20 protein-coding genes are annotated in these 24034 nt (G+C 54.2%); 9 read left to right on the top strand and 11 right to left on the bottom strand.

The window, feature by feature from the left end; all coding sequences use genetic code 11:
• Positions 1-363: 363 nt before the first annotated feature.
• From IXC47_RS18250 to IXC47_RS18240, 3 genes are all read right to left on the bottom strand, one after another.
• Complete coding sequence (locus IXC47_RS18250) at positions 364-537, bottom strand: hypothetical protein (RefSeq protein ID WP_195876613.1); 174 nt, start codon at positions 535-537, stop codon at positions 364-366.
• Positions 538-936: 399 nt separating this feature from the next.
• Positions 937-1263, bottom strand: a complete 327-nt coding sequence (locus IXC47_RS18245) for a hypothetical protein (protein WP_195876612.1) — start codon at positions 1261-1263, stop codon at positions 937-939.
• A 196-nt stretch (positions 1264-1459) separates the two neighbouring features.
• Positions 1460-1666, bottom strand: coding sequence for a hypothetical protein (locus IXC47_RS18240; RefSeq protein ID WP_175625336.1), 207 nt, complete (start codon positions 1664-1666; stop codon positions 1460-1462).
• A gap of 283 nt (positions 1667-1949) precedes the next feature.
• Between IXC47_RS18240 and IXC47_RS18235 the strand changes: the two genes are divergently transcribed.
• From IXC47_RS18235 to IXC47_RS18215, 5 genes are all read left to right on the top strand, one after another.
• Entirely contained in the window at positions 1950-3407 is a 1458-nt protein-coding gene (locus IXC47_RS18235; RefSeq protein WP_195876611.1) for an alpha/beta hydrolase, read from the top strand.
• Positions 3408-3482: 75 nt separating this feature from the next.
• Complete coding sequence (locus IXC47_RS18230) at positions 3483-3812, top strand: nucleotide pyrophosphohydrolase (RefSeq protein ID WP_175625335.1); 330 nt, start codon at positions 3483-3485, stop codon at positions 3810-3812.
• Positions 3813-3851: 39 nt separating this feature from the next.
• Positions 3852-4550, top strand: a complete 699-nt coding sequence (locus tag IXC47_RS18225) for a TenA family protein (protein WP_195876610.1) — start codon at positions 3852-3854, stop codon at positions 4548-4550.
• A 48-nt stretch (positions 4551-4598) separates the two neighbouring features.
• Positions 4599-5261: a thiaminase II gene (gene tenA / locus IXC47_RS18220; RefSeq protein ID WP_195876609.1), complete on the top strand. Its 663-nt coding sequence runs from the start codon at positions 4599-4601 to the stop codon at positions 5259-5261.
• A 60-nt stretch (positions 5262-5321) separates the two neighbouring features.
• A complete protein-coding gene (locus IXC47_RS18215; RefSeq protein WP_175625332.1) occupies positions 5322-5528 on the top strand; it encodes a DUF6494 family protein in 207 nt (68 codons plus the stop codon).
• 291 nt (positions 5529-5819) lie between these two features.
• Here the strand turns inward: IXC47_RS18215 and IXC47_RS18210 are convergent, their stop codons facing one another.
• Positions 5820-6251 (bottom strand): hypothetical protein, encoded by a 432-nt coding sequence (locus IXC47_RS18210; RefSeq protein ID WP_175625331.1) that lies wholly within the window; start codon positions 6249-6251, stop codon positions 5820-5822.
• On the opposite strand from IXC47_RS18210, the gene IXC47_RS18205 reads away from it, so the two are divergent.
• The 4 genes from IXC47_RS18205 (at position 6250) to IXC47_RS18190 (ending at position 8855) form a co-directional block, all read left to right on the top strand.
• Positions 6250-6489 carry a hypothetical protein gene (locus tag IXC47_RS18205; RefSeq protein ID WP_195876608.1) on the top strand — a complete coding sequence of 80 codons (240 nt, stop codon included), beginning with the start codon at positions 6250-6252 and terminating at the stop codon, positions 6487-6489. The two genes, IXC47_RS18210 and IXC47_RS18205, sit on opposite strands and share 2 nt — an antisense overlap.
• Before the next feature lie 109 nt (positions 6490-6598).
• Positions 6599-7810, top strand: coding sequence for an MFS transporter (locus IXC47_RS18200; RefSeq protein WP_175625330.1), 1212 nt, complete (start codon positions 6599-6601; stop codon positions 7808-7810).
• Between the two features lie 93 nt (positions 7811-7903).
• Complete coding sequence (locus IXC47_RS18195) at positions 7904-8371, top strand: universal stress protein (RefSeq protein ID WP_175625329.1); 468 nt, start codon at positions 7904-7906, stop codon at positions 8369-8371.
• A gap of 97 nt (positions 8372-8468) precedes the next feature.
• The gene (locus tag IXC47_RS18190) at positions 8469-8855 is read left to right on the top strand and encodes a hypothetical protein (RefSeq protein ID WP_195876607.1); all 387 of its coding nucleotides are present in this window, start codon (positions 8469-8471) and stop codon (positions 8853-8855) included.
• Positions 8856-8978: 123 nt separating this feature from the next.
• Here IXC47_RS18190 and IXC47_RS18185 read toward each other — a convergent pair whose 3' ends face one another.
• The 7 genes from IXC47_RS18185 to IXC47_RS18155 form a co-directional block, all read right to left on the bottom strand.
• A complete protein-coding gene (locus IXC47_RS18185; protein WP_230089649.1) occupies positions 8979-9236 on the bottom strand; it encodes a hypothetical protein in 258 nt (85 codons plus the stop codon).
• Positions 9237-9410: 174 nt separating this feature from the next.
• Positions 9411-9818, bottom strand: coding sequence for a glycine zipper 2TM domain-containing protein (locus IXC47_RS18180; protein WP_175625327.1), 408 nt, complete (start codon positions 9816-9818; stop codon positions 9411-9413).
• Between the two features lie 250 nt (positions 9819-10068).
• Positions 10069-11229 (bottom strand): L,D-transpeptidase family protein, encoded by a 1161-nt coding sequence (locus IXC47_RS18175; protein WP_230089648.1) that lies wholly within the window; start codon positions 11227-11229, stop codon positions 10069-10071.
• 95 nt (positions 11230-11324) lie between these two features.
• On the bottom strand, positions 11325-12491 hold the full coding sequence (locus IXC47_RS18170) for a nuclear transport factor 2 family protein (RefSeq protein ID WP_195876606.1): 1167 nt from the start codon (positions 12489-12491) through the stop codon (positions 11325-11327).
• A 323-nt stretch (positions 12492-12814) separates the two neighbouring features.
• On the bottom strand, positions 12815-16546 hold the full coding sequence (locus IXC47_RS18165; protein ID WP_230089647.1) for a hypothetical protein: 3732 nt from the start codon (positions 16544-16546) through the stop codon (positions 12815-12817).
• A gap of 213 nt (positions 16547-16759) precedes the next feature.
• Positions 16760-18868, bottom strand: coding sequence for a hybrid sensor histidine kinase/response regulator (locus tag IXC47_RS18160; RefSeq protein ID WP_195876605.1), 2109 nt, complete (start codon positions 18866-18868; stop codon positions 16760-16762).
• Positions 18861-23978 carry a trifunctional serine/threonine-protein kinase/ATP-binding protein/sensor histidine kinase gene (locus IXC47_RS18155; protein ID WP_230089646.1) on the bottom strand — a complete coding sequence of 1706 codons (5118 nt, stop codon included), beginning with the start codon at positions 23976-23978 and terminating at the stop codon, positions 18861-18863. The genes IXC47_RS18160 and IXC47_RS18155 overlap by 8 nt, the downstream gene beginning before the upstream one ends.
• Positions 23979-24034: the final 56 nt, after the last annotated feature.

The raw sequence follows: 24034 nt of genomic DNA, 5'->3' as shown, positions 1-24034 counted from the left end.
GTTGGCGCGAGCATAGAAAATGAACAAACAAAAATACTGTACGAATCTCCTAATTTTGGATAATCGTCCCAACAAAAAGCAAACAAATGCTAACAGCCGGCAGGAAGTTTGATTGCGCGCTACATAGTGTAAAAAACAGCTTTTTATAGCCCTGCATGTGCTTATTAGACCAAGGTAAGACAAATCTTGTTTTGATATAAGTCTGATGCCAGGAAGTCGAGTCTCAATGGTGCAGAATCTGCCCTTGCTTCAACAAACAAATAAAGCAAGATCACACCATCCCAAGCCTACCCCGCCACAATCAAGATTCAACTTCCCGGACACTCGCGAAAAAATCATATTGCATGGATCAAGCAGCCGTTTTCAAGGCACTACTGTAAATGGCTTGAAGACCTCTGCCCCGCTGGCACCGCGATATGCAATGGTGTAACTCGTCGCACCGGATAGTTCGAGGCGACCGCTGCCAACGTTAGCCGTTACACCCTCTTGCACCGGCAAGGACGTGAGTGTGAAATTACCGGGCGGTAAAGTCGCCATCAATTGAAACGTCTCGCGGTCACCATTACTGCCCGTGATTTGTACCGGTACCGACGCTTGTCCGGCGCGGCCACACTACCCTTATGACGGCATTGGTACACAGGTGTAATCAGACCAAGCGAACTACTGCCGACTTCGGTAGACGCGCTATGCTCTCGGAGAAAGCATAGGCAAAGAAATGCTGGAAATATTGGAAGTTGTATTATTTTTGAACCATCATCCCGATAATCTTCAGGAAGATACGAATACATGAAAAATTGAGCGCGGACATAAGAAACACGCGAGTATGCTTCATTGATCAATGAAGCACACTTGCGCAAAGCACTGTTGGATACTTACAGGCGCAAAGAAATCATGCGTAGTTGTACGCTACGATTTTCCAGCTCGAGAAAAATATAATTAAAAAATTTTGTCGCTATGCAGGTAATCGACTGCAATCGCATTGATGGCCGCGAGGCGCACTTCTGCGTTACCACCCTGTGCCGCGACGATGCGGTGCAGGTAATCCAGCATCGCGATCTTGGCTTTACGGGCGACTTCTACCGTCACTGCTTCTTCTTCGTACAGCATGACGTAGGAACGGGCGAAGTTCGCGATCAGGAAATAAGCGGCGGCGTTAGCGGAATCTTTTTCTATCAATGGCAGGCATTGCGCGCGCAACTCAACATACGCATCGGTACCGGCTTCGCCTGATTCGAACTGGCTGACTATCTCTGCTAAATTCATTTTCACTTCCAAAAAGGTCGGTTAAATTCACTTTTCAAAGCAGCAGTCGCGGAGGACTTTTTCTTTCGCCTTGAGGACATATTGTACCTAAGCTGTCAGGCTATGCACGCCCGGCGTGAATTCACGTGTTAATCGGCAGCGCGCATAAAAAAACCGTCGCAAGCGACGGCTTTTTCTTTACACGATCTGATACAGATCAGTGACCGGACAATGCAGCTTCAGCAGCAGCGTTTTGTTTGCGGATTTTTTCTTTTTCAGCTTCTTCAGCGCTCAGTGGAGCTGCTGGATCTGCGCTTGTTGTTTCTGCTGCTGGTGCTGCAGGCGCTGCAGGTGTGTGGCTTTCTGCGCCACAACCAGCCAACATCATAGCCAATGCGAATGCTGCGAATAATGCTTTAGTCATTGCTCTTCCTTCTGGATAAATGATTCTATGTATTTGCAAACGCACGCTAACACCCGCGTCTGCCACGCGTACTTACACGACGAACATTGCATACGCCACTGAAGCCTCTGATGCGAATATATGAGATGTTAAGAAAATGGTAAATTGTGGAATCCACTTAGCCTCACCTCCGCGCTACGCTAATACGGCTGCGGTTTCTACGTATATGCGTGTTGTCATATGATGTGTGTGCTGCAACAAAAAACATGTGCACTCTGGTGAACGAATCAGGAAAGAAACAAAGATGAAACCTTGCTTGCGCAAGTTATTAAAACTATCTGTACTCATCGTCAGCGTCGTACTTATCACCGTACTCGCAGTACGTGCCTATGACGTACATGGCGGACCATCACTGCAACTCTGGCATACGCATGTGCCACATGAGATGTCGCGCAAGGAGATAGCACAAGCAGATTGGGCTGCGTATATCGCTGCTGAAAACGCAGTGTTTGATGAAGTTAAAAGAGAAGTCACCGACAAGCTGGAAGCAGATGTACGCGTACCCGGCAATCGCTACTACACCGATAGTCCGATCTACCCGGGACATTTCAAGCAAGACTGGAATCGCTCCTTCCTGCTCGAACCACAAGGTGGTCCGCGCGGTGCGGTCGTGCTCTTGCATGGTTTGACCGATGCACCATACAGCCTGCGCCATATCGCCAGCTTGTATCAGCGGCGTGGCTATGTCGTCGTTGCGATACGTATGCCCGGGCACGGCACTGTGCCTGCAGGATTGACAGATGTTGAATGGCAAGACTGGCTGGCGGCGACCCATCTGGCAGTGCAGGAAGCACGACGCCGCGTGCCTGCGCCCCTGCCTTTGCAGATAGTCGGTTACTCCAATGGTGGCGCACTGGCACTCAAGTACACGCTGGAAACACTGGACGATGCAAAGTTGGCGCGCCCGGATAGAGTAGTTTTGATCGCACCCATGATAGGTGTGACGGAACTGGCACGTTTTGCGGGTGTATTCGGCTGGCCGAAGATTTTTCCGGCCTTTGCCAAAGCTGCGTGGCTGGATATCGTGCCCGAGTTCAATCCATTCAAATATAACTCTTTCCCCGTGAACGCCGCGAGCCAGTCCTCTTTGCTGACGCGCAATCTGCAAGCGCATATCGTGCGTGAAGAAGGACGCCTGCAACAACTGCCGCCGATACTCACCTTTCAATCCATCGTCGACTACACCGTCAGTACACGTTCAGTCGTCAATAGCTTGTACGCACGCTTGCCGGACAATGGCAGCGAGCTGGTGCTGTTCGATTTGAATCGCTATGCCAAGTTTGGCCCCTTGCTGCGTTCCGGTAATCATTTGCAGGCAGATCGCTTGTTGCCACCGGCACCGCGCAATTTCACATCTACCGTGATTACGAATGCAGGCAGCGATACGCGTGATGTGAAGGAACTGAGCACAGCAGCAAAGAGCAGCAATGAACAACGGCGCGCATTGGGTCTGGCATTCCCGGCCGATGTGTTTTCACTGTCGCACTTGGCCCTGCCGTTTCCGCTCAGCGATCCCTTGTATGGCACGCAACCGGATAATAGCGATGACTTCGGCGTGAATCTGGGTGCAATGGCGATACGTGGCGAGCGCGGCGCCCTTATCGTCAGTCAGGATGCGCTGACGCGCCTGATGTCGAATCCCTTCTTTCCCTACATGATGGGGCGCATAGACGAAGGTTTAAGTCTGCCGGATAAGCACTGATTGAGGACTAGCCCGGCCATTAGGCTATCATTGCGTATTGGTCCACACTGAGGATCTTCACCGAGCTGCATTATCATGACGCAAACCCTGATCGACACCAAGGCACTGGAACAGGTGCTGGAAGAATTTGCCGAAGCGCGTAACTGGCGCCAACATCATTCACCGAAGAACCTGGCGATGGCGCTGACAGGTGAAGTCGGCGAGCTGGTTGAAATTTTCCAGTGGCGCAGTGAAGAAGACTCCTGGCACGTCGCGCAAGCGCCGGAAACCGCCGAGCACGTGCGACAGGAGCTGGCCGACGTCGCCTTGTACCTGATACGCCTGGCTTCGGTATTGAAGGTAGACCTGAACGCTGCGATCCAGGACAAGCTGGTAATGAACGCACAAAAATATCCGCCGCTGTAACAGCCGTCACCTACGTTTTGAATCATCCTGATATTTCCCATGACAGATACACCTTTCAACTCCAGAAAAAATCCCGCTACGACTTTTACCGAATGGTTGCGTGAACAAAACCAGGACAACTGGGATGCCGCCATCAATCACCGTTTCATCGATGAACTGTTTGCAGGCAGTGTCGCTACCGATGTACTGCAACACTATCTGGTACAGGACTATCAATTCATTGATCGCTTTGTCGCCTTGCTGGGTGCAGCGATTGCCAGCGCTGATCGCTTTGAATCACGCGTACGACTGGCACGCTTTACCGCCATGATTACCAGCGACGAAAACACTTACTTCCTGCGCGCATTCGATGAACTCGGCCTCCCGGCTAAACATCGCAATACACCTCAACTGACGCCGCAAACCAAGGCTTTCCAGGATTTGATGACGGAAGCAGCGCAGAGTCAAATCTATCCACTGTGCTTGTCGGTGCTGGTGGTTGCCGAGTGGCTGTACCTGAGCTGGGCTGATCGTCCGGATGCCCCATTGCCACCGCGCTTCATTCACGCCGAGTGGATTACGCTGCACAACAATCCGGCTTTCGCTGACTTCATAGGCTGGTTGCGCTCCGAGCTGGATCGTACCGGCGCAGCGCTGGATGCCGACGGACAGGCACGCAGCGCCGACATGTTTGGTCGCGCCGTCAAACTGGAACGTGACTTCTTCGATCACGTCTACAGCCCACTCCAATATTCTTGAACCACCGCCCGCTGATGCGTTGCGGGCAACCCCGTTATAAGGAAGACCATGTCTTTTACTGCTGAAATCTGGAAAAAGAATGCGGCCTTGTTTGAAACAATCCGCACCATGCCATTCAATCAGGAACTCGCTGACGGCACCCTGAGCCAAGAACGTTTCCGTCATTACATGATCCAGGATGCGCACTACCTGGTCGCTTTTGGTCGCGCACTGGCGGTCGCCGCCGCCAAGGCTGACAATGCCGACGAAGTGGTGCAGTTCGCCAGCGCCGCCCACGGTGCGGTCGTGGTGGAGCGCAGCCTGCATGAGGATTTCATGGAGCAATTCGGCGTCAGCGCGGAGACCTTCGCTGCCACACCATTGTCGCCAGCCACCCACCACTACAGCAGCTTCCTGCTGGCCAATGCATGGAGCAAATCCTATCCGGTAGCGTTGGCTGGTTTGTTGCCATGCTTCTGGATTTACGCCGAAGTCGGTCGCGACATCATTGGTCGTGCCGCCAAGAACAATCCCTACGACTCCTGGATTGCCACCTACGCTGGCGATGAATTCCATACGCTGGTACGTGAAGTAATCGCCACCGTGGATCGCGTTGCTGCTGTCGCCAGCGAAGAAACACGTGAGGAAATGCATATTGCCTATACGCATGCCGCCAAGCTGGAATGGATATTCTGGGATTCGGCTTACCGTCTGGAGCAATGGCCGGTCTGAATTAGTGTAGTCTGATACTTAGCTAGTACTTAGTTTCCCATCACCTGACAGGAGATCGCCATGGACGAAGAAAATTTCAACCTCAGCATGCGCAAGTTTTTGAAAATGGTGGGCGTCAGCTCACAGCATGAAATCGAGAAGGCAGTCGCTGCCGCGATCGCTGATGGCAGCATTAAAGGCACGGAATCCTTTCCTGCCAAGGTGACGCTGGACGTTGCAGGCATCAAGCTCAACGTCAGCTTTGATGGCGAGATACGCCTGCAATAAGAGTTAGTAAGCAGCCACCATACAAAAACGGATGTGCATCACTGCACATCCGTTTTTTAATTTCTGCCTACCCTGCTGTGATACTTACCACTTGTACGGCGGGATCGCGATACTGACCAATTCATTGATTTGTGTCTGCTCTGCAAAATGCCCAGGATTGCTCTCAGCTGCGGCCTGTCGTGCATGCGTGATCATAAATAAGCCACCGATAACGGTGATTGCGCATACCAACAGCGTGTAGTGAAGTTTTCTCATAGTGGGTTCTCGATTCAAAAAATGGGTGTCACAGAATCACGGCAAGGTGCTGATAATCTGATCGCTACCTACGGTAATCTGCGGCCCGAAAGCCAAAATATTGGCATGTGCATGCCATGTCTTTTCACTACTGTCTCGGCTCATCTTTTGCTTCTTTCCCAACCATGGATTACGTTTATTCCTCTGCAGGGAATTTTCCTCACCCAATGCGTGCACGAACTCAGGCGTAAAGATGCTGGGTTCTGTTTTGTTGTATGCATAGCCTTCGTTCTGGATTTTATTTCCCAGGTAACGCAGTGCTTCCATTCGTTTTCGTTTCAGGATTTTTTCAGTGCGTTCAGCTTGATGTTCAACGATTTCATGGCGCATATTCACGTAGCCTGGCCATTCGATATCGCCCAGACGTTCGGCGATAATTTGCTTGAACATTGTCGATGTGTCGTCTGCTGTGCTTGGAAGAATGGACATGATCGCCTCTGATCTGATTTATTTAATATCTAAATCCTTATGTCATATTCAGAACACCCACATGCTGCACCGTCCCTGCCCCGCCGTTGACTTAGGTTTACAGAATCTGCAGCAGGGTATGACTATCGTAGCTGTGGGCAAGGTCAGCTCATATAGGACAGAAGCGCAAGTTCGTGTAGGAAAAGATGAAGAAATGCAAACTTCCTGCCATAAATGCGATATGTCAGATGCCATCTAAAGACAGCTGTCAACCCTGCTGTTGTCTTTTGGTAATTTCACACTCATCAAACAAATACGCGCGCAATTTCCTGTAGGCTTGTGAGTCAGGACTAACTCAACATCGCACCATGCCTAACGACGAAACAGCTGTTAAGACCACTGCGCCCATCCCCAAACTCGCTATTCCCGCCCTTTCACTGGCCGCCTTCGGCAGCGCGATTTCATTGCGTGTCACCGATCCGCTGCTGCCGCGGCTGTCGCAGGAATTTGGCATTTCACTCGGGAATGTTTCCTACGTCATTACCGCGTTTTCCATCGCCTACGGTATTTCACAACTATTCTTTGGCCCGGTCGGCGACCGCTTCGGCAAGTATTTCGTGGTCGCATGTGCCTGCGTCGCCTGCGCACTGACTTCATTGTTGTGTGCGCTGGCGCCCAACTATCCGCTGCTGCTGGTCGCGCGCTTCCTGGCTGGTGCGACGGCGGCAGCCATCATTCCGCTGTCCATGGCCTGGATAGGCGACGTCGTACCCTATGACGAGAGGCAGCCGGTACTGGCACAATTCCTGATCGGCCAGATTGTCGGGATTTCCGCCGGGGTCTTGTTCGGCGGCCTGGCAGCCGACTATCTGAGCTGGCGCGTGCCGTTTTTCAGCATTTCGTCATGTTTCGTGCTGATCAGCATTACATTGTTTTCCTACAATCGCCGCCTGCCCGCCTATGCGCTGACCACACACAAGGCAGAAGGCGCTGTGATACGCCGCATGATCAATGAATTCAAGCAGGTCTTGTCGACGCCATGGGCGCGCGTGGTTCTGTTTACGGTATTCCTCGAAGGCGGCTTCCTGTACGGTGCGTTTGCGTTTATCGCCACCCATCTGCACCACGTGCACCATCTGTCATTGACCAATGCCGCGTCGCTGGTGATGCTGTTCGGCCTCGGTGGCCTGCTGTATGCCAGCACCTCACGCAAGCTGGTACGTAACCTTGGTGAAAAAGGTCTGGCGCGCTGGGGCTGCATCGTGATTGCCGCATCCTTCCTGACCATCGGACTGGCACCGGTCTGGTGGTGGGCGATACCGGGCTGCTTCGCTGCCGGCCTGGGTTTCTACATGCTGCACAATACCTTGCAGATCAATGCCACTCAAATGGCTCCCGAACGACGAGGTGCGGCCGTATCCACCTTTGCATCCTGCTTCTATATGGGGCAATCAGTCGGTGTCGGTATTGCCGGTTTGATGGTTGGCTTGATGGGCACCACCACCGTTATTTGCATAGGCGCCATCGGCGTATTGCTGACCGGACTCAATTTCAGTCGCCTCAAGGCCGCCAAGAACTGAGGCTGCGGCCATGCGCCGCGCCAGCGATTTTCTTGCGGCAACTGTCGTTAGCGATATACTGATAATGCACACTATCGCTAATCAGGAGGCTATATGTATCGCAAAATTCTGGTCGCTTACAATGGCACACCCGAAAGCCGTTCCGCCTTGCAAGAATGTGTAAGGCTGGCACCGACTCCTGCTACTGAAGTGCATTTGCTGGTCGTCGTTAGTCCGCCGCAATCCGTCGTCATCGGCGAATATGCGATGGTTTCCATGCTCGGTGTCGAAGAGGAAATCGCGGCGGAGCGACAAAAAATGGAAGATGAGCTGAACATCGGCCTGAATTACCTGCGCGATGCCGGTTTGACCGTGCAGACTCACCTGGAAGTGGGTGAACCGGTACCGATGATTTCAGACCTGGTAGATAAGCTGGGCATAGAATTGGTGATCGTCGGTCATTCCCGTCAGCAATCACTGGCCATGCGCTGGTGGCGCGGCTCTACCGACGCCTTGCTGGTAGAAAAAATCCGCTGCAGCCTGCTGGTTGCCAGCGATCCGAATGAACCGGTAAAAGCTTAAAGCGGACGGTGACACATCTTGTTACAGTCTTTACCAAATCGCTGTGGCAGGACGCCCCGATTAGGCGTTAAATACCATCATCATCAGTGAGATAGTCATGAAAAATATAGTGAAGCTTTCCCTTGCCGGCCTGATAACAGGCGCAGCCTTGCTGGCTGCGGCACCGGCAATGGCGGGCGGCGGCCATTGGTCGGTGAATGTCGGCGTCGGCCTGGGCGGCGGCGGTTATGGTGGCTACGGCTACTATGCGCCACCACCGATGTACTATGCACCGCCGATGAATAACTACTCCAACTACTATGCACCACCAGTAGTGTATGGCAGCGCGGTACCGGTTTATCAACCGCCACCACCTGTCTACTACGCACCGCCTCCTGTGATCGTTTATCGCAGTGCACCGCGTTACTACCCATACTATGGTCCGCATTACCGTAACCCGGGTCCACGTGGTCACGGCTCGCACGGCAACCACGGTCATCGTTAATCATCGTTAGTTGGTACCGCGATTATTTGACGATAACGTGCACAAATAAAAAAATGGCTAGCTTTTCAGGCTAGCCATTTTTTATTGCGTCAGCACTTTGCTTGGGCATAGTTGGTCTGCAGCTTACCTCCAGCCACGATAACCGTGACCGTAGTAGCGTGGGCCGTGGCCGTAATAGCCGCGCGACCGGTACTGGAAACCGAGGTTAATCGACGGCGTCACATACACAGGTGCCGGTGCAGCATAAACCGGGGCGGCAACGTAACCTGGTTGCGCGTAGTAACCATCGTTATAAGGCACTACCGCACAACCACCCAGTGCGGCTAGCGCTACCAGCGAAATTGTGAGGCGTTTCGCCATGCCTGGTGTAATTGATTTCATCGTAACCACCTTTCTTCGAACCTCTTGTGTAGAGAGCATTGCAGCGTATGTGTCGCCTTTGCCCTCAGTCCGATATTTATCTCGCTCGCATGGAAGTGCTACTGAAAAGCCATCCTTGCTTTAGCTTACAGCGGCGCTATCGGGTACGCCGCTGCCTGCATTTATTTCTACGACTTAGCGACGATAGTAATCACGTCCATACGGTTCGTAGTCCACACGTCGCTCATTGCCACGGTAATACTGGCCGCGATACGCATCACGCTGGGCGTAGCCGTCGCGATAGTAAGGGCGTTGATACACCGGTGCCGGGCGATAGTAATGTTGTTGCTGCGGCTGGTAATACGCTTGTGGCTGACGACCGTAGTAACGATCATCACGATGGCCGGAAGAAGCACTCGCGCCGACTACCGCACCGAGTACACCGCCGACGATCGCTGCATCCTGTCCACCTATGCTGTTACCGATGACGGCACCGACCACAGCACCGAGTGCCGTGTTGACGCCACGATTGTCTGCAAAGGCAGTGGTCGACACTGCAGCAGTCGCTATCAGGGCAATACCGATCAGTTTCTTGTGCAACATAGCGTTTCCTTTTATCCGTCGCGGAAACCAGATTTGGTTTCAATAATCGCTTCGTCATGGAATCACTATATAGATCGCCTGCGTAAAATCCACGAGGGAAATAGTCTTTTACAATTGTAAAGATGTATGAAGACAGAGCTCTGCCGCCAGACGCTAAGGCCTGGCGTTTGCAGAGTGATACGGGGGGAAGTGTGATGACAGATGCAAGTATTGCATCTGTATTTAATTCAGCAGGACAACAAAATGAAGATCAGAGATTAACTTCGGAAACAATCTTCCATTGCGCGCCTTCTTTCGCCCAGTACTGGCGTTTGCGCGTAACGTGCTTGCCCTTGCCTATCGTCGCTTCCTGCGTGAAAGCAGCAACGATTAATTCTTTCTGGTCTTTCTGATCCGGATAACGGAACAGTGTCACATCACGCAAGTTCACGCTGATTTTGCGCGCACCCAGATTTGATTGCTGCACTTTATCCAGCCAATTGTTCAGATTCTGTCCACGCATCGCTTTAAAATTGCGCGAATAATGACGGCGCAGCAATTCAGGATTAGTGGTTTCCAGATCAGCACGCCAGCTTTCAAGCATCTTGTTGGCAGCCTGTTTATCCGCTTCCCATTTCGCCTTGCTGACGAACTTCAGGTCTTCACTAATGATGACCGGTGTATTGCCGATCTCGACCGAAGCAGACAACTCCTTCAGATCAGGATTCGTCAACACCACGCAACCATCGGATGACAGCGGTGGACGGCTGTAACTATCGGACGGTGTCCCGTGCAACCAGATCCCGGAACCGCTACGGCCATTCGCCTTATCCCATTCGTTCGGATAATTAATAGGCAATGCACCCGGACCGTAGAACTCCGGCAGACGTGCGCCCGGCAAACGTGCTGTGATGTAGTACACACCCAGCGGCGTCTTTTGGTCGCCTTCCTTGAATTTGTTAACTCCCAGCCGGCCCTGGCTAATGTAGTAGTCGCTGGTCAGTTTGAATTGACCGTTGGCACGTTGATAGACATACAGGCGCGAGCGCTTGGCATCAACCAGCAGAATATTCTTCTGGTCTTCACGCATTTGCAGGATGGCGCGCGGAATCATGTCCGGGTCCGGACGTTCGCGCAGCGACTTCAGGCGGACGATCGCTTCATCACGCAAATTATCCAGCTTGTCGGCTGGTGCATTCGGTGCGGCGCCAAAGGTTTTGATAGGACGTGTGTGCAACAACAACAGATCGCCGCGCACCAGATGGCCGAGACGGAAGGTAGGATAAGCCGCCACCAATGCATCCGCTTTGGCTTGTGCATCACGCAAACGATTTGCCGCCAATGCCTTGTAAACATCGATCAGCATGATTTCCGGATCAAGGCGCGCCGGTACGCCTGGCTTGCTGCCATTGGCCCAGGCCGGTGTCGCCATAACACTGGCGGCGACTACCAAGCCTAAAGCAGAACTACTTGCCTTATATCCGATACGACGTGCGATAAATCGCAATTGTGTGCACAAACAAACCATCAGCTACCCGAACGCTCCTGCTTGATATGCCATTTATTGCCTTGCCTGGTCATGACCAGGGTTTTGCGGCTATTGGCTTTGGTACGATCAGAATCGTAAATCTGACGGAATTTTACAGTAGCTGTGTTGCCGCTGACGGTGACTTGCGGTGTTTCTATCTTCACGCTGATGCGGCCCTTGTCTTCAATCCGGGCACGACGCTCATCTGCCCAGTCCTTGCGCGACTGGCCTGGTGGCAAAACAAAGTCGCTGGCATAGGCATTCAGATAAGCCTTCACATCACGTGCGCTCCAGGCTTTGGCCCATGCGTTCACCGCGCTCATGACTTGTTCGCGCTCAGCTTCGGCAGCCGCATTCGCTTTGGCCTTGGCTTCACGCTTGGCGTCTGCTTCTGCTTTCTGGGCGGCTTTTTGCGCGGCCAGTTGAGCTGCTTTTTGTTCTGCTAATTGCTCAGCCTTATGATCAGGCTTCACTTCCGGCTTGGCTTCTACCTTAGGTGTTTCCTTGACTACCGGCTTAGGAGCAGGCTCCGGCTTCACCGGTTCCGCACGCACTGGCGCTGGTGCCGGAGTCGGTGCTGCCGCCACTACTGCAACTTTAGGATTGGTGCCGCCTGTGGTATTACCGACCAGAGTACGCACCATCGTCAGCTTGGATTTAGCTGCGGTATTGTTGTTATCGAGTTGCAAAGCCTTGTCATATGCCTGGCTTGCCAATTTAGCATGTACGTCACCCAGGTTTTCATACGCAGTGGCGTAAGTCGGGTTGGTACGTATCGCCATATCCAGCGCGGTACGTGCCTTGTCGTATTGGCCACTGGACGCGTACAGCACCGCCAGGTTGTTATATGGCTCTGGCAACGTAGGGTAATCTTCAGTCAACTTGGTGAAAATCGTGATCGCTTCTGCCGACTTGTTTTGCTCGGTCAGGATCACGCCTTTCAGGAAGCGCATCTGCGCATCACGCGGATTCTTGCTAAGGAAGGCATCGGCCTTCGTTAACGCCTGTGCATGCTGGCCGGCGCGCAATAACTGGGACACATCCGACAACTCATCAGCAATCGCCGAAGAAGCATAAAAACCTGCAATAAAACCGATAGAGACGAGGGCACGGCTCAACGCGTGGCGTAGGCCTGAATGAGGGATGCGACGCGACGCAAAGAACATGGTTTTCCTTATTATGGTTGTGGGGTAAATGCGCACAGCCGATATAGTACGACAAACCGCTCAGCTTCCACTATCGATTGCTATAAGGAAATGTGGCTGCCTGACTACGTTAACGGGAGTTTGGACGGGATGATGCTCAATTTCGGGCTGTGTGGCGATTTAGCGCTACTAATTTACAGCTGCAAGCACGGCAGAGAATGCCGCCAGGTATGGTACTCGCCAATAAAAAAGGAGATACAGCATACGGCTGTATCTCCCCTCCTCCCCTGACTCTCCCCGTACTAGCTGTGCCGCTTTATATTCCTGCGCCTGTTTTCAAGAAATTACTTGGTCGGTGCCGCAGGCAGCGCGGTCAACGCATACGACATTTGCAGGTTGGCGACCGGTGCCGCCACTTCTGCCACCGCGTTGCTGGCCAGTGGCGCAGCTACAGTATGTGCCGCCACAGGTTTGGCACCCAGCATTTGCAAGCCATTTCCCTGTACCGCCCACACTGCGAGGCCGGCACAGAGGGCAAAGCCTGCCGCTACCGCCATCCACGCACCAGCGCGTGATTTGACCGGCAAGGCAACCATGGATTCTGCCAGTACTGCCTCGGCACGCATGCGCCATTCTTCGTTTTGCTCGCCCTGGGTGCTGATACGTTGCAGCAGTTCATGCGCCACTGCTTGTGCTTCAGTTTGTTCGCGTTCCAGGCGGGCCTGATTGATTTTCGACAGTTCCAGCGCAGCAGCAGCCGACTTTGCCTGTTCCTGTGCATAGCTGAGCGCCATGCGTTCAGCTTCCAGTTGTGCTTCCTGTGCCAGGCGCGCTTCGGTTTCTGCTGCCAGACGCTGCTGCGCCAGTTCGGCTACTTCCAGTTCTGTAATCGCTGCTTGTTCGGCTTCGGTGCAGGCACGTTGTTCGGCTTGCAGCTTTTCTTGCATCGCGGTCAGCGCGATTTCGCTGGCTTCTGCTTTTTGCAATTCCAGTTGCTGTTGTTCCTGCAGCAGTTCCAGCGCCAGTTGTTCGGCGCTGACGCGTTGTGCTTCGATTTCTGCCAGCTCATGGGCTTCTTGCGCCTTGCGTTCTGCCAGCTCGCTCAGGAGGCGTTGTGCTTCAGCTTGTTGCGTCTCCTTTTCCAGTGCTTCCTGCTCGGCCGCAATCGCGGCTTCTGTCGCAGCACGCAATGCCGCTTGTACCTGTTCACGGCTACGCAGGATGCTGGTTTGCTCCTGTTCGGCACGCGCGCGTGCTTCGGCTGCTGCCAGCGCAGCCTGCTCGGCCTGCATTTTTTCCTGTGTTGCTTGCAGCAAGGACGCAGCTGCTTGTGCCCGTTGCTGCTCGGCTTGCAATTTCTTCTCGATCGCGTTCATCGCCTGCTGCTCGAGATTGGCGCGCTCGCGTTCTGTCTTCGCCAGTTCCTGTGCCTGCTGCGCTTTTACTTCAGCAGCGGCCGCTGCCTTGCGCTGCAGCTCAGCCTGTTGCTCGGCAGCTTCCAGTGTTTGTTTTTCTGCGGCCAGGCGCACAGCGCTGGATGCACGCAATGCCTCTTCCGCTGCGCTACGTGCTTGCAAGGTATGCGCTTGCTCGTGTTCGAGCAGGATGCGTGCTTCCGCTTCTACCCGTGCTTTTTGTTCCAGCGCCAGCTTTTGCTGCATCGCTGCCAGCGCTTGCTGCTCGGCGGCGCTGCGTGCCTGCTCTTGCTGTGCCAGTTCCAGCGCCTGCGCTGCGCGCTGCTCGGATGCCATTGCGGCGGCTTGCTGGAATTCGGCGCGTGCCTTGGTTTGCTCCAGCGCGGTGCGGGTGGCAGCGCATTCCACTTCGCTGGCCTCACGAATTTTTCGCTCTTCCAGTTCACGTGCACGCAGCATTTCCATGTTCTGCAGTTCTGCTGCTGTACGTGCTTCTGCTTCCGCTTGCGCAGCGGCTTCGATCTGGCGCTTTTCTTCCAGCGCCTGCACGGCCAGTTCTTCAGCTTCGGCACGTTCGCGTTCAGCGCGTGTCAGCTCTACCATCTGACGGGTTTTTTCCAGCTCGGCACGAGCTGCCTTGCGCTGCATCTCTATTTGCGCCTTGGTTTGTGCCAATGCATGCTGTTGCGCCATTTGTTCCGCTTCATGGGCGGCGCGCAATTCCTGGTCAGCTTGCGCCTGCGCTTCCAGCAGGGCTGCGCTTTCCTGATTTGCGCGGTCGCGTGCTTCAGATGCTGCTTTTGCGACCTGTTCTTTTGCAATTCTTTGGCGATGGCTGAGCAGTTCCTGCTGTACTGCATCCGCGTGCGCACGTTCAGCTGCCAGCTTTTCCTGCATGACTTGCAGCGCTTTTTGTTCGTCCTGCAGACGTTGTTCCTGCAACTTGCTCAGTTTCACTGCTTCATGTGCTTTTGCCAGCGCAGCGTCTGCCGCTGCACGTTTGTGGTTGGCTTCGGCTACGGTTTGCTCCAGCGTCAGCTTGATGGCTGCACTTTCAGCTTCCTTGGCGGACAGGTTTTGCTGCTCCGCTTCTTCTTTCAGACGCAGCAAGGTGGCTTGTTCCTGATCCGCTTCTGCATTCGCCGCGATGCTGGCAGCAACGGCCGCTGCCGCCTGTTTCTTCGCTTGCACGGCTGCCAGCGCAACTTGCTCAGCTTCAGCACGCTCACGTTCAGCATTCGCCAAAGCCAGCGCTTCTTCCGCTTTCTGCGACGCGGTTTCTGCCAATTGTTGTTGCAGGTTCAGGCGTTCTGCGGCGCGATCAAGTGCGACCTTTTCAGACGCTGCACGCGCTGCTGCCATCGACGCTGCTGCACGTTCCATCGCGACGCGCTGCTCGGCCAGTTCACGCGCACGCAGTTCTTCTTCGGTACGTACACGAGCAGCGGCTACCGCCTGTTGCTCTGCGATTTCGCGTTGGCGTGCTTCTTCTTCACCGCGCGCTTCTACTGCGATGCGCGCACGCACCTGTTCATCTGCCTGATGCTCGGCTTCTACGCGAGCAACAGCGGAGTTCTGCAATTCTTTTTCAACCTGGATACGCGCTTCGGTCGCAACACGGATGCGTTCTTCCGCTTCACGGCGCGACTGGGCTGCCACTGCCGCCATTTTTTCGACGTGTTCACGACGTGCTGCCGCCGCTTGCATTTCGGTTTCGGCTTGCATACGCATCTGGATCGCTTCCAGTGCACGTTGCTCGGATTCGAGACGGGCTTGCGCGATGTTGTGTTGTTCCTGCTCGGTCGCCGCACGTGAGAGTGCTTCTTCACGGGCACGGACTTCTGCCGGTACGCGGCTGAGCATGGTGGCCAGCGCTTTGCTGTCGGCTTCTTCGCGTTGCTGGCTCAGAATGACCGCATCACGACGTGTGCTGAGCAGCGATTTATTGGTTTCCAGCGCCAGCTTTTCGCGGCGTGCATGTTCACGTGCCAGCTCCGCTACACGCGACTCCAGGCGGGCGCGCTCTTCCGCATCTTCCTGTGCGGCACGGGTTGCTATTTCAGTGGCGGAAATACGTTCCGCTACCTGGCGACGCATGTCTTCAGTTTCTTGCGCGAGTTTTTCAGCCGCAGCGGCTGCGCGTGCGCTCAGTTCACTTTCTTCGGCGATTTGTTCGACGGTACGCTTGCGCGCCAGTTGTTCTGCCTTGGCGCGGCCTATGGCGATGATGCCCAATTGGGTATCGGCTTCCGTGCGAGCACGCAGTTCAGCGATTTCCTTGTTGACGGCGATGGTGCGCGCTTCACTTGCGGCACGTGCCTGGCGCTCCGCTTCCAGGCGGGCGCGGCTGGCAGCGATGGCTTCCTCGGCTGCACGTGCATGTTTATTGGCTTCGGCGATGGCTGCGGCATCGGTCTGTACGCGGTCTTCGGCCAGCGAACGGGCATGCGCTTCAGCATAGGCGCGGTTTTCAGCTGTTACGGTCGCCTTGGCTTCCGCTTCCACCCGTGCAATCGCTTCACGTATCGCCTTGAGATCCATGCCGCCGACACGTGCGCCACTTTTCGGCACATCTATAGTGCTGTCTATGACGTCGTCGTTCTCTGCAGCCGTCGCTTGCAGTGAAAGATTTTTACGCAGTGCCTGGTTCATTTCCATCATGGATCCCCGTTTGTATAAGGTTTCCGGCTGTTTTCGTATGTTTACGCCGGAATTTCTTAATAAGCATTATCAAGGGATGGCTGGCAAATCAGGCTGGAAAAAGAGGGGGAAAGCCGAGCCATTTCGGCGATATGCAATGGCAAACGAGGGGAAAATCATGCGTTAACAGCCGCATAATCGATCAGAAACGGCTGCTAACTCAAACAAAACTACCTAGCGCTGTGCCATCGACAGCTCATGCAGGATGCTACTGAGGCGCTCCATGCGGAAAGGTTTCACCAGGAAGTAATTCATCCCGGCATCCATACATATTTGTATATCTGACAATGCGCCAGCAGCTGTCAACGCGACGATGGGCAAAGTCGCCGCCGGTCCCGGCATATTGCGGATGGCGCGGGTAGCCGCCAGCCCATCCATTTCCGGCATGTGCATATCCATCAGTACGACATCGAATACACCGTTTTGCACCGCCTGCACTGCTTCCAGCCCGTTTTGTGCGATTTCCACGGTATGACCAGCCTTCTTCAGCAAGGTCGCCGCGACTTTCTGGTTGATCTCATTATCTTCAGCCAGCAGGATGTGCAGTTGACGCGTGTTTTTGGCCGGGGCCACCAATACTTCTGCCACCACTTCGGTTTCGTCGCCTATGCCGAACTGCAGTTCGAACCAGAACTGACTGCCCTGGCCTTCGGTACTGTGCACACCTATGCTGCCACCTTGCATGTCGACGATTTTTTTGCAAATGGACAAACCGAGGCCGGTACCACCAAAGCGCCGTGAAATGGAATTGTCGGCTTGCGAGAAGGCCTGGAACAAACGCGCCTGCGCATCCGGCGCTATGCCTATGCCGCTATCGATCACGGTAAAGCGCACGCGCGCCTGACTCACGCTCTGGTTCAGCAACTCTACCTTCAGCGTTACCCCACCCTGCTCAGTAAATTTAAGTGCATTGTTAATCAGGTTGAGCAAAACCTGGCGCAAGCGATTTGCATCACCGACCAGCAGGCGCGGAATCTCGGCCGGGCATTCGACCACCAGCGACAGCGAAGCATCGCAGGTACGCGACGCCATCAGGTTGATCACGCTATCCATGGTTTTGTGCAAATCGAACTGCGCCGCTTCAAATTGCAAATTGCCTGACTCCAGCTTGGAAAAATCCAGGATGTCATTCAGTATGCTGAGCAAGGCTTCCGCAGAATACTGCGCGGTCTCCAGATGTTCGCGCTGCGTGCGGTCCGAGGTCTCAGCCAGCGCCAGTTGCATCATGCCCAGCATGCCATTCATAGGCGTGCGGATTTCGTGGCTCATGACGGCCAGGAATTCAGATTTCGCGCGGTTGGCAGACTCCGCCTCATCCTTGGCGATCGATAAGTCGCGTGTACGTTCCACCACTTGTTGTTCGAGGTTGCGACTCAGATTGAGCAGCGATTCGTAAAGCTGTACGTTGGCCAGGCCAGCGGCAATATTCGTGCACAGCACGTCTATCAGTTTATGCTCGATCTCGGACAGGGCACGCTGCAACGGACACCAGATGACATATTCATTGGCATCATTAAGGGTCTGGATATACAGGGCGATATGCTGGTCACTATATATATTTTTTTGTGCAGCGAGCACCGTCTGCACGGTTTCCAGTACGGCTGGCTCGGTGCGTATGATCTTGCCGACCGAGGTCACGACCACCATGCCGTCACTGCCCAACGGACGTCGCATCACAATGCCATCCAGCGGATGCTGAATCAGCAGGTTCAGCTGTTTCAGGATTTGCATCGCAAATGCCTGTTCGGACGGCGTCTGCAAGAAAGCCGAAGCCGCATTCACGACATGTTCGAGGCCGTTACGGCCTTTTTCCAGCAGCAGGATATCTTCGTAGGAACGCAGCGCCGAGATAATGCAGGTCAATAGTTTTTGTCGTGTCAGCTCAGTCTTGGCCTTGTAGTCATTGATGTCGTAATCAATTACCACATCCCGTTCCGGTGCCTGCCCCGGCTGGCCGGTGCGCAAGACTATACGCAGGCTGCGGTTGCGCATTTCTTCACGGATCTGACGCACCAGCTGCAGCCCGGCGTCCTCTTCTTCCATCACGACATCCAGCAGAATGATGGCCGTGTCGGGATGCTGCATCAATACCTGGCGTGCTTCGGCTGCCGAGTAGGCATGCAGGAATTCCAGCGGACGTCCCTTGAAGCGTACGTCTATCATGGCTACCGCCGTGACCTGATGCACTTCTTCTTCGTCGTCCGCGATCAGGATCTTCCACGGCAGGCCGCCATCAGTGCTACCGCCTTCTTTTTCCGGGGCAAATGAAAAGTCGTCAAACATCGCGCGTCCCTGCCCTGTCATTTGCGGCGTCGCCTTTTACCGTTTCGTCAGCGACTTCGACCGGATTGCGCGGAAAACGCACAATGAACGCCGTGCCCAGATCCAGTTTGCTCTCGACACTGATCTGCCCTTGCAAGGTACCGGTCACCAGGTTATGCACGATATTCAAACCGAGGCCGCTGCCACCACGTCCGCGCATGGTCGTAAAGAAGGGATCAAAGATCTTGACCAGGTTTTCCGGCGGAATGCCTTTGCCGTTATCGGACAGGCTGAGTTCGAGCATATCGGTTTCCCGTCCGTCTTCACACACGCTGCGCACGATGATCTGGATTTCGCCCTGGGCCTGTTCGGCAAACGCATGCAGCAAGGTATTCATCACCAGATTGGTAATGACTTGCGACAGCGCACCCGGATAGGTATCCACTTCTATCGTCTCATCGCAACTTACGGTCATCCTATGCTCGGAGCGCCGCAGCATAGGACTCAGGTTGGACAGGATTTCATCGATGTAAGCCTTGAGGAAGAAGGTACGTCGCTCCTCGCTGGTTTGATCCACCGCCACATCCTTGAAGCTTTGGATCAGCGTCGCCGCACGCTCCATATTCGACAACAGCAATTTGCTGATGGTGCCTGCCGTGCCGACGTAAGCATCGAGGTCAGAGCGCTTCATCGCGCCGCTCTGGAATAGCGATTGCAAGCGGCTGGTTTCTTCTGCCAGGGTAGATGCGCCGGTCACACCGACGCCTAGCGGCGTGTTGATTTCATGCGCGACCCCAGCCACCAGTTGCCCCAGCGAAGCCAGCTTGGCTGATTCCACCAATTGCTTCTGCGTACGCCGCAGGGAGTTCAGCGTGTCGTGCAGCTCGGTATTCTTCAGGCTGAGTGCTTGCGTACGTGCTTCGATTTTTTGTTCGAGGTCGTTATACAAACCGGCGTTTTCAAGTGAAATCGCAATTTGCGTCGACAGGATTTGTAATAGCTCAGTGTGTTCCGGCGTAAAGGCGTCGACCGCCAGATTATTTTCCATATACATCACACCGACCAGTTGGCCCTGCTTTTGCAGCGGCAAGCACAGTATGGATTTCGGCCGTTCGCGTTCTATATAAGGATCGCCATTGAATTGACTATCGTTCGCCGCATCGCCCAGCACGATGTTGCCGTGCGTGCGTTTCACATAGTTGATGACAGCCAGGCCCAGCGTTGTACTTTTTTCCAAAGGCAGGCCCTGTTGTACGACGATGGTGCCGTCAGCACTGACTTCAGCCTGGATAAACAAGCGCCCTTGCTCCATCAATAGCAGCGCACCTTTTTGCGCGCCCGCATTTTCGATCAGCAGACGCATGAGCTTGGAGAGCAATTTGTCGAGCTGGATTTCACCGGACAAGGTTTGCGAAGCCTTGATGACGGTTTGGATATCGACCTGCCGTTCACGTGCCACTTCCATGTCGCGGCTATTTTCCCGACGTCGTGAAATCACACGCGCCAGCAGGATCGGATACGCCTCTTCCATCTGCATCGCTTTGGCCAAAGCACCCCACTCTTCATAGCGTGCATGCGCCTGTTCCAGGTGCATGCGGGCGTTGATGTCCTTGCCCTGGCTGAGATAAAACTTGCCGGTCAATTCGTGTGCCAGAGCTTCATCGTTAATGAAGCCATATTTGCGCGCACCGGTAATCGCCAGTTCATATGCTTGTTCAGCCAGCCTGTTCTTGTCACTGACGCGATAACGCTCCGCTTCGACCAGCTGCCATTTATGGCGATAGTTCATCGGCGCATGCTCGGCCCAGTCCTTGAAACGGCGTTGCCACACCTTGACCCGTGCCAGCGTTGCCGATGAGTGCGCGTCATAAGGGCGGCACAAGGCCAGCTCCGACAATGAATACACCCACATCAGGAAGGCAGATGACGGCGTGCCGAAATGGAAGCCGGGCAATTCCATCGCTTCCGCTGCATGTATGCGCGCTTTGACGAATTCACCGAAATAATATTCGCCTATAGCCTGTATCGTACGCACATAGAAAATACTCCACGGATCAGCAGCATTCTTGCGCGACTGCACATAGTCTTCCTGGTCCCGCCCTTGCGTGATATCGGCAATCGACTCACCCACCAGGCGCGAAAACAGCAAGGCCCACGGAATCATGACGCCGAGCAAAGCGGCGTAATCCATCTTGCGATAGATATCGAGATCCTTGCGTATGGTCTGCAAGGCTTCCTGCACATTGCCGCCCGACTGGAAACGTATCGCATCGGAGAATGACAAGGCCACCATCGCACCCGGACGGTCGCCGGTTTCCATCGCCTTGACGTAGATATCCATCAAGGGTTCCAGCGACAGCCGCAGATGTTCGCGGTGATGGCGGATGATGCCGTGGAAAATCCCGGCCGCGCCCAGCGATATATTTTCCCCACCCAATTGGGCAGCTACCTTGCCGAATTTGTAGCCTTCTGCAATCTTGCCCAGCTTGCCGACCAGCGTACGGCCCCACACTGCATACGCATACGCACAGTTCGGTGAAGAACCATAATGTATGGAGCGCCTGACCATTTCCAATGCCACCCACAGCACGGTATTGGAACCAGCCAGATACGTGAAGCCATAACCGAGAAAGGCCATGGTCGCGTGCAGCTGCAGCAGATAGACCGGATCAGTCGCACGCGGCAGGTGTTCCAGCTCCAGCGGGTCACGGCCACGCAGCGCCACTTTCAACTTCATGCGCGCCAGCAGGATGTCCCGCTCGCTCAGGTTGGGCGGGATTTTGATGCCGGCGATTTCCAGCATCTCTATGCCGGTCTTCATCAGCTCTTGCGGCTTGTAGATCGCACCGTAACAACGGATCAGGTAATTCTTGGCGGCGATGATTTCGCCCGGGGTTTCACTGTGCTGGCATACGATCTGGCACAGCTTTTCCATTTCCTTGTAGTCAGCACGCGCAAACGCTGCATTGATCTTCTCCATGTATAGCTCATGCATGAAGACCTGCTTCTCACGCCAGATATGTACACTGCCGAACTCACCGGCAATATCAATGCAATCACGATGTACATCGAATGCCGCCGATTTGCGTGCTTTCTTTGCTGCCTGCAGATTCAGTTCTGCCAGCTTCTCTTTCTCGCATTGCAGCGTCAGCAAAGAGCGTCCCTGGTTCAGATGATCGACCAGTTCAAAGATGGATTCTTCTTTTTCTTCTTCGCTCAGGCTATTCAGCAGCAAACGCCCGATTTCCAGATGGATGGCATCGGCTTCGTATTTGGCTATGCCTTCATATGCGGCCTGCTGCACTTTATCGTGGCGGAATTGATAGACATATGAAACCAGCGCTGTCGCCGCCACCGTATGTTCTGCGGGTAAAACCAGGCCAGTCTGGATCGCATCGTGCAGCAGTTCACCTATCTCCTGCTTGGAACGCTGGCTGACGGTTTCCAGTGTCTGCAAATCAAAGCGACTGCCTATGCAGGCCGCGATCGTCAACAGGCGTTGCGTAGGTTCCGGCAGGCGTCGCAATTCTTTCGTCAGCAGGTCGACAACGTTATCAGTAATGTTAAGTTCTTCGATCTGCGCGATATTCCAGCGCCAGTGACCATGCTCAAAGAACAGGAAGCCATCACTGTTGAGGCTCTTGATGAATTGGCCTATGAAGAAGGGATTGCCCAGCGTCTTGCGATAAATCAGGCTCGCCAGCGAAACTGCTTCGGCCTCTTCACACTGCAAGGTGTCTGCCACCATCTCAAGGATGCTGAGATCAGTCAGGGCATTCAGCTCTATGGTGGTGACGTTCGCTTCCTTGCGGATCAGGTCCAGCGTCAGATTCAGCGGATGCGCGATATCGACTTCGTTACTGCGGTATGCACCTATCAACAGCAGGCAGGGATCGTTCAGGTTGCGCATCAGCAAACTGATGAGTTTGAGCGATGCGGCATCGGCCCATTGCAAGTCATCGAGGAATAAGACGATAGGATGCTCGACGCGCGTAAACACGCTGACGAAGTTCTGCATCACATAATTAAAGCTATTCCGCGTAGCACTTGGCAAAGGCACTTGCGGTTGCTTGCCGATGATGAATTCCAGCTCCGGAATCGCATCAATAATCAGTTGCCCGTTCGGCCCCAGCGCCTTCAATAGCTTGGCGCGCCACTCGGCAATCCGGCTTTCGCTTTCGGTCAGGATTTGCCGCATCAATTCACGGAAAGCCTGGTTGAAAGCCGAGTACGGAATGGTGCGTTTGAACTGGTCGAATTTACCCGAGATGAAGTAGCCGCCCTGCGCCACCACCGGTTTGTGGATTTCATTCACCAGCGAAGACTTGCCGACGCCGGAGTAACCGGTGACCAGCACCAGCTCGGCGGTACCGGCCGTGACGTTCTTGAACGCGCTCAGCAGGCGCGCATATTCGTACTCACGGCCATATAGCTTTTGTGAAATCTGCAGACGGTCGCAAACATCTTGCTGCGCCAATGGAAAAGACTGAATAGTCTCGCTTTCCTGCAAGGCAGTACGGCATCGCTCTATATCGCTGAGCAAGCCTTCCAGGCTTTGATAGCGGTCTTCGGCATTCTTGGCCAGCAGCTTGAGCACGATATTGCCGACCGCATCCGGAATCGCCGGATTGAAGCGACTCGGTGGTAGCGGCTTCTTCGCGATATGGCTATACACCAGCTCCATCACACTATCCGACTCGAACGGCAAATGCCCACTCAAGAGTTCGTACAGCACGATGCCAAGTGAGTAGTAATCGCTGCGGTAATCAACCTGGCGATTCATGCGCCCGGTTTGTTCCGGCGAGCTATACGCCAGCGGTACTGTGGCGTCGTTGCGGAACTCCACCGAACCATCCTGCAGCAAGCGCAGATTGGCCAGACACACTGCCTGATGCAGATCGACGCGTTTATGCACCTCGCTCAAACCCTTGATCAGGGCGACGAATAAGTGCAAGGCAGCATTCAGGTCATAGGCCGGAAGCTCGCCATGTTCGGCGCCGGGCTCACCCGCAATCGGCAACGCACGGAAAAACATCGTGCGGTGCAAACCGACTTGCGTCTGGCTTGCGCGCTTCGGTAAAGGTGACCAGGCAGATTGCTGTGGGAATTTAATTTGATGCTCCGGTTTCATCGCAATTTGGCGACAAAGGGTGCCACTTCGTCTTGCAAAAATATTAATTACAGTTA

Source organism: Herminiimonas contaminans, assembly GCF_015645465.1.
Lineage (GTDB): Bacteria > Pseudomonadota > Gammaproteobacteria > Burkholderiales > Burkholderiaceae_D > Oxalicibacterium > Oxalicibacterium contaminans.
Note: the sequence above shows the minus strand (reverse complement) of the source record. Positions and strands in the feature narration are given on the sequence as shown.

Excerpts from the sequence above, each read along its gene's own strand:
- IXC47_RS18160 (WP_195876605.1), bottom strand. The coding sequence starts at position 18,868 with ATGTTTGACGACTTTTCATTTGCCCCGGAAAAAGAAGGCGGTAGCACT.
- IXC47_RS18230 (WP_175625335.1), top strand. The coding sequence starts at position 3,483 with ATGACGCAAACCCTGATCGACACCAAGGCACTGGAACAGGTGCTGGAA.
- IXC47_RS18200 (WP_175625330.1), top strand. The coding sequence starts at position 6,599 with ATGCCTAACGACGAAACAGCTGTTAAGACCACTGCGCCCATCCCCAAA.
- IXC47_RS18165 (WP_230089647.1), bottom strand. The coding sequence starts at position 16,546 with ATGATGGAAATGAACCAGGCACTGCGTAAAAATCTTTCACTGCAAGCG.
- IXC47_RS18225 (WP_195876610.1), top strand. The coding sequence starts at position 3,852 with ATGACAGATACACCTTTCAACTCCAGAAAAAATCCCGCTACGACTTTT.
- IXC47_RS18245 (WP_195876612.1), bottom strand. The coding sequence starts at position 1,263 with ATGAATTTAGCAGAGATAGTCAGCCAGTTCGAATCAGGCGAAGCCGGT.
- IXC47_RS18155 (WP_230089646.1), bottom strand. The coding sequence starts at position 23,978 with ATGAAACCGGAGCATCAAATTAAATTCCCACAGCAATCTGCCTGGTCA.
- IXC47_RS18185 (WP_230089649.1), bottom strand. The coding sequence starts at position 9,236 with ATGAAATCAATTACACCAGGCATGGCGAAACGCCTCACAATTTCGCTG.
- IXC47_RS18210 (WP_175625331.1), bottom strand. The coding sequence starts at position 6,251 with ATGTCCATTCTTCCAAGCACAGCAGACGACACATCGACAATGTTCAAG.
- IXC47_RS18190 (WP_195876607.1), top strand. The coding sequence starts at position 8,469 with ATGAAAAATATAGTGAAGCTTTCCCTTGCCGGCCTGATAACAGGCGCA.
- IXC47_RS18205 (WP_195876608.1), top strand. The coding sequence starts at position 6,250 with ATGATCGCCTCTGATCTGATTTATTTAATATCTAAATCCTTATGTCAT.
- IXC47_RS18250 (WP_195876613.1), bottom strand. The coding sequence starts at position 537 with ATGGCGACTTTACCGCCCGGTAATTTCACACTCACGTCCTTGCCGGTG.
- IXC47_RS18240 (WP_175625336.1), bottom strand. The coding sequence starts at position 1,666 with ATGACTAAAGCATTATTCGCAGCATTCGCATTGGCTATGATGTTGGCT.
- IXC47_RS18235 (WP_195876611.1), top strand. The coding sequence starts at position 1,950 with ATGAAACCTTGCTTGCGCAAGTTATTAAAACTATCTGTACTCATCGTC.
- IXC47_RS18170 (WP_195876606.1), bottom strand. The coding sequence starts at position 12,491 with ATGTTCTTTGCGTCGCGTCGCATCCCTCATTCAGGCCTACGCCACGCG.
- IXC47_RS18215 (WP_175625332.1), top strand. The coding sequence starts at position 5,322 with ATGGACGAAGAAAATTTCAACCTCAGCATGCGCAAGTTTTTGAAAATG.
- tenA (WP_195876609.1), top strand. The coding sequence starts at position 4,599 with ATGTCTTTTACTGCTGAAATCTGGAAAAAGAATGCGGCCTTGTTTGAA.
- IXC47_RS18180 (WP_175625327.1), bottom strand. The coding sequence starts at position 9,818 with ATGTTGCACAAGAAACTGATCGGTATTGCCCTGATAGCGACTGCTGCA.
- IXC47_RS18175 (WP_230089648.1), bottom strand. The coding sequence starts at position 11,229 with ATGGCGACACCGGCCTGGGCCAATGGCAGCAAGCCAGGCGTACCGGCG.
- IXC47_RS18195 (WP_175625329.1), top strand. The coding sequence starts at position 7,904 with ATGTATCGCAAAATTCTGGTCGCTTACAATGGCACACCCGAAAGCCGT.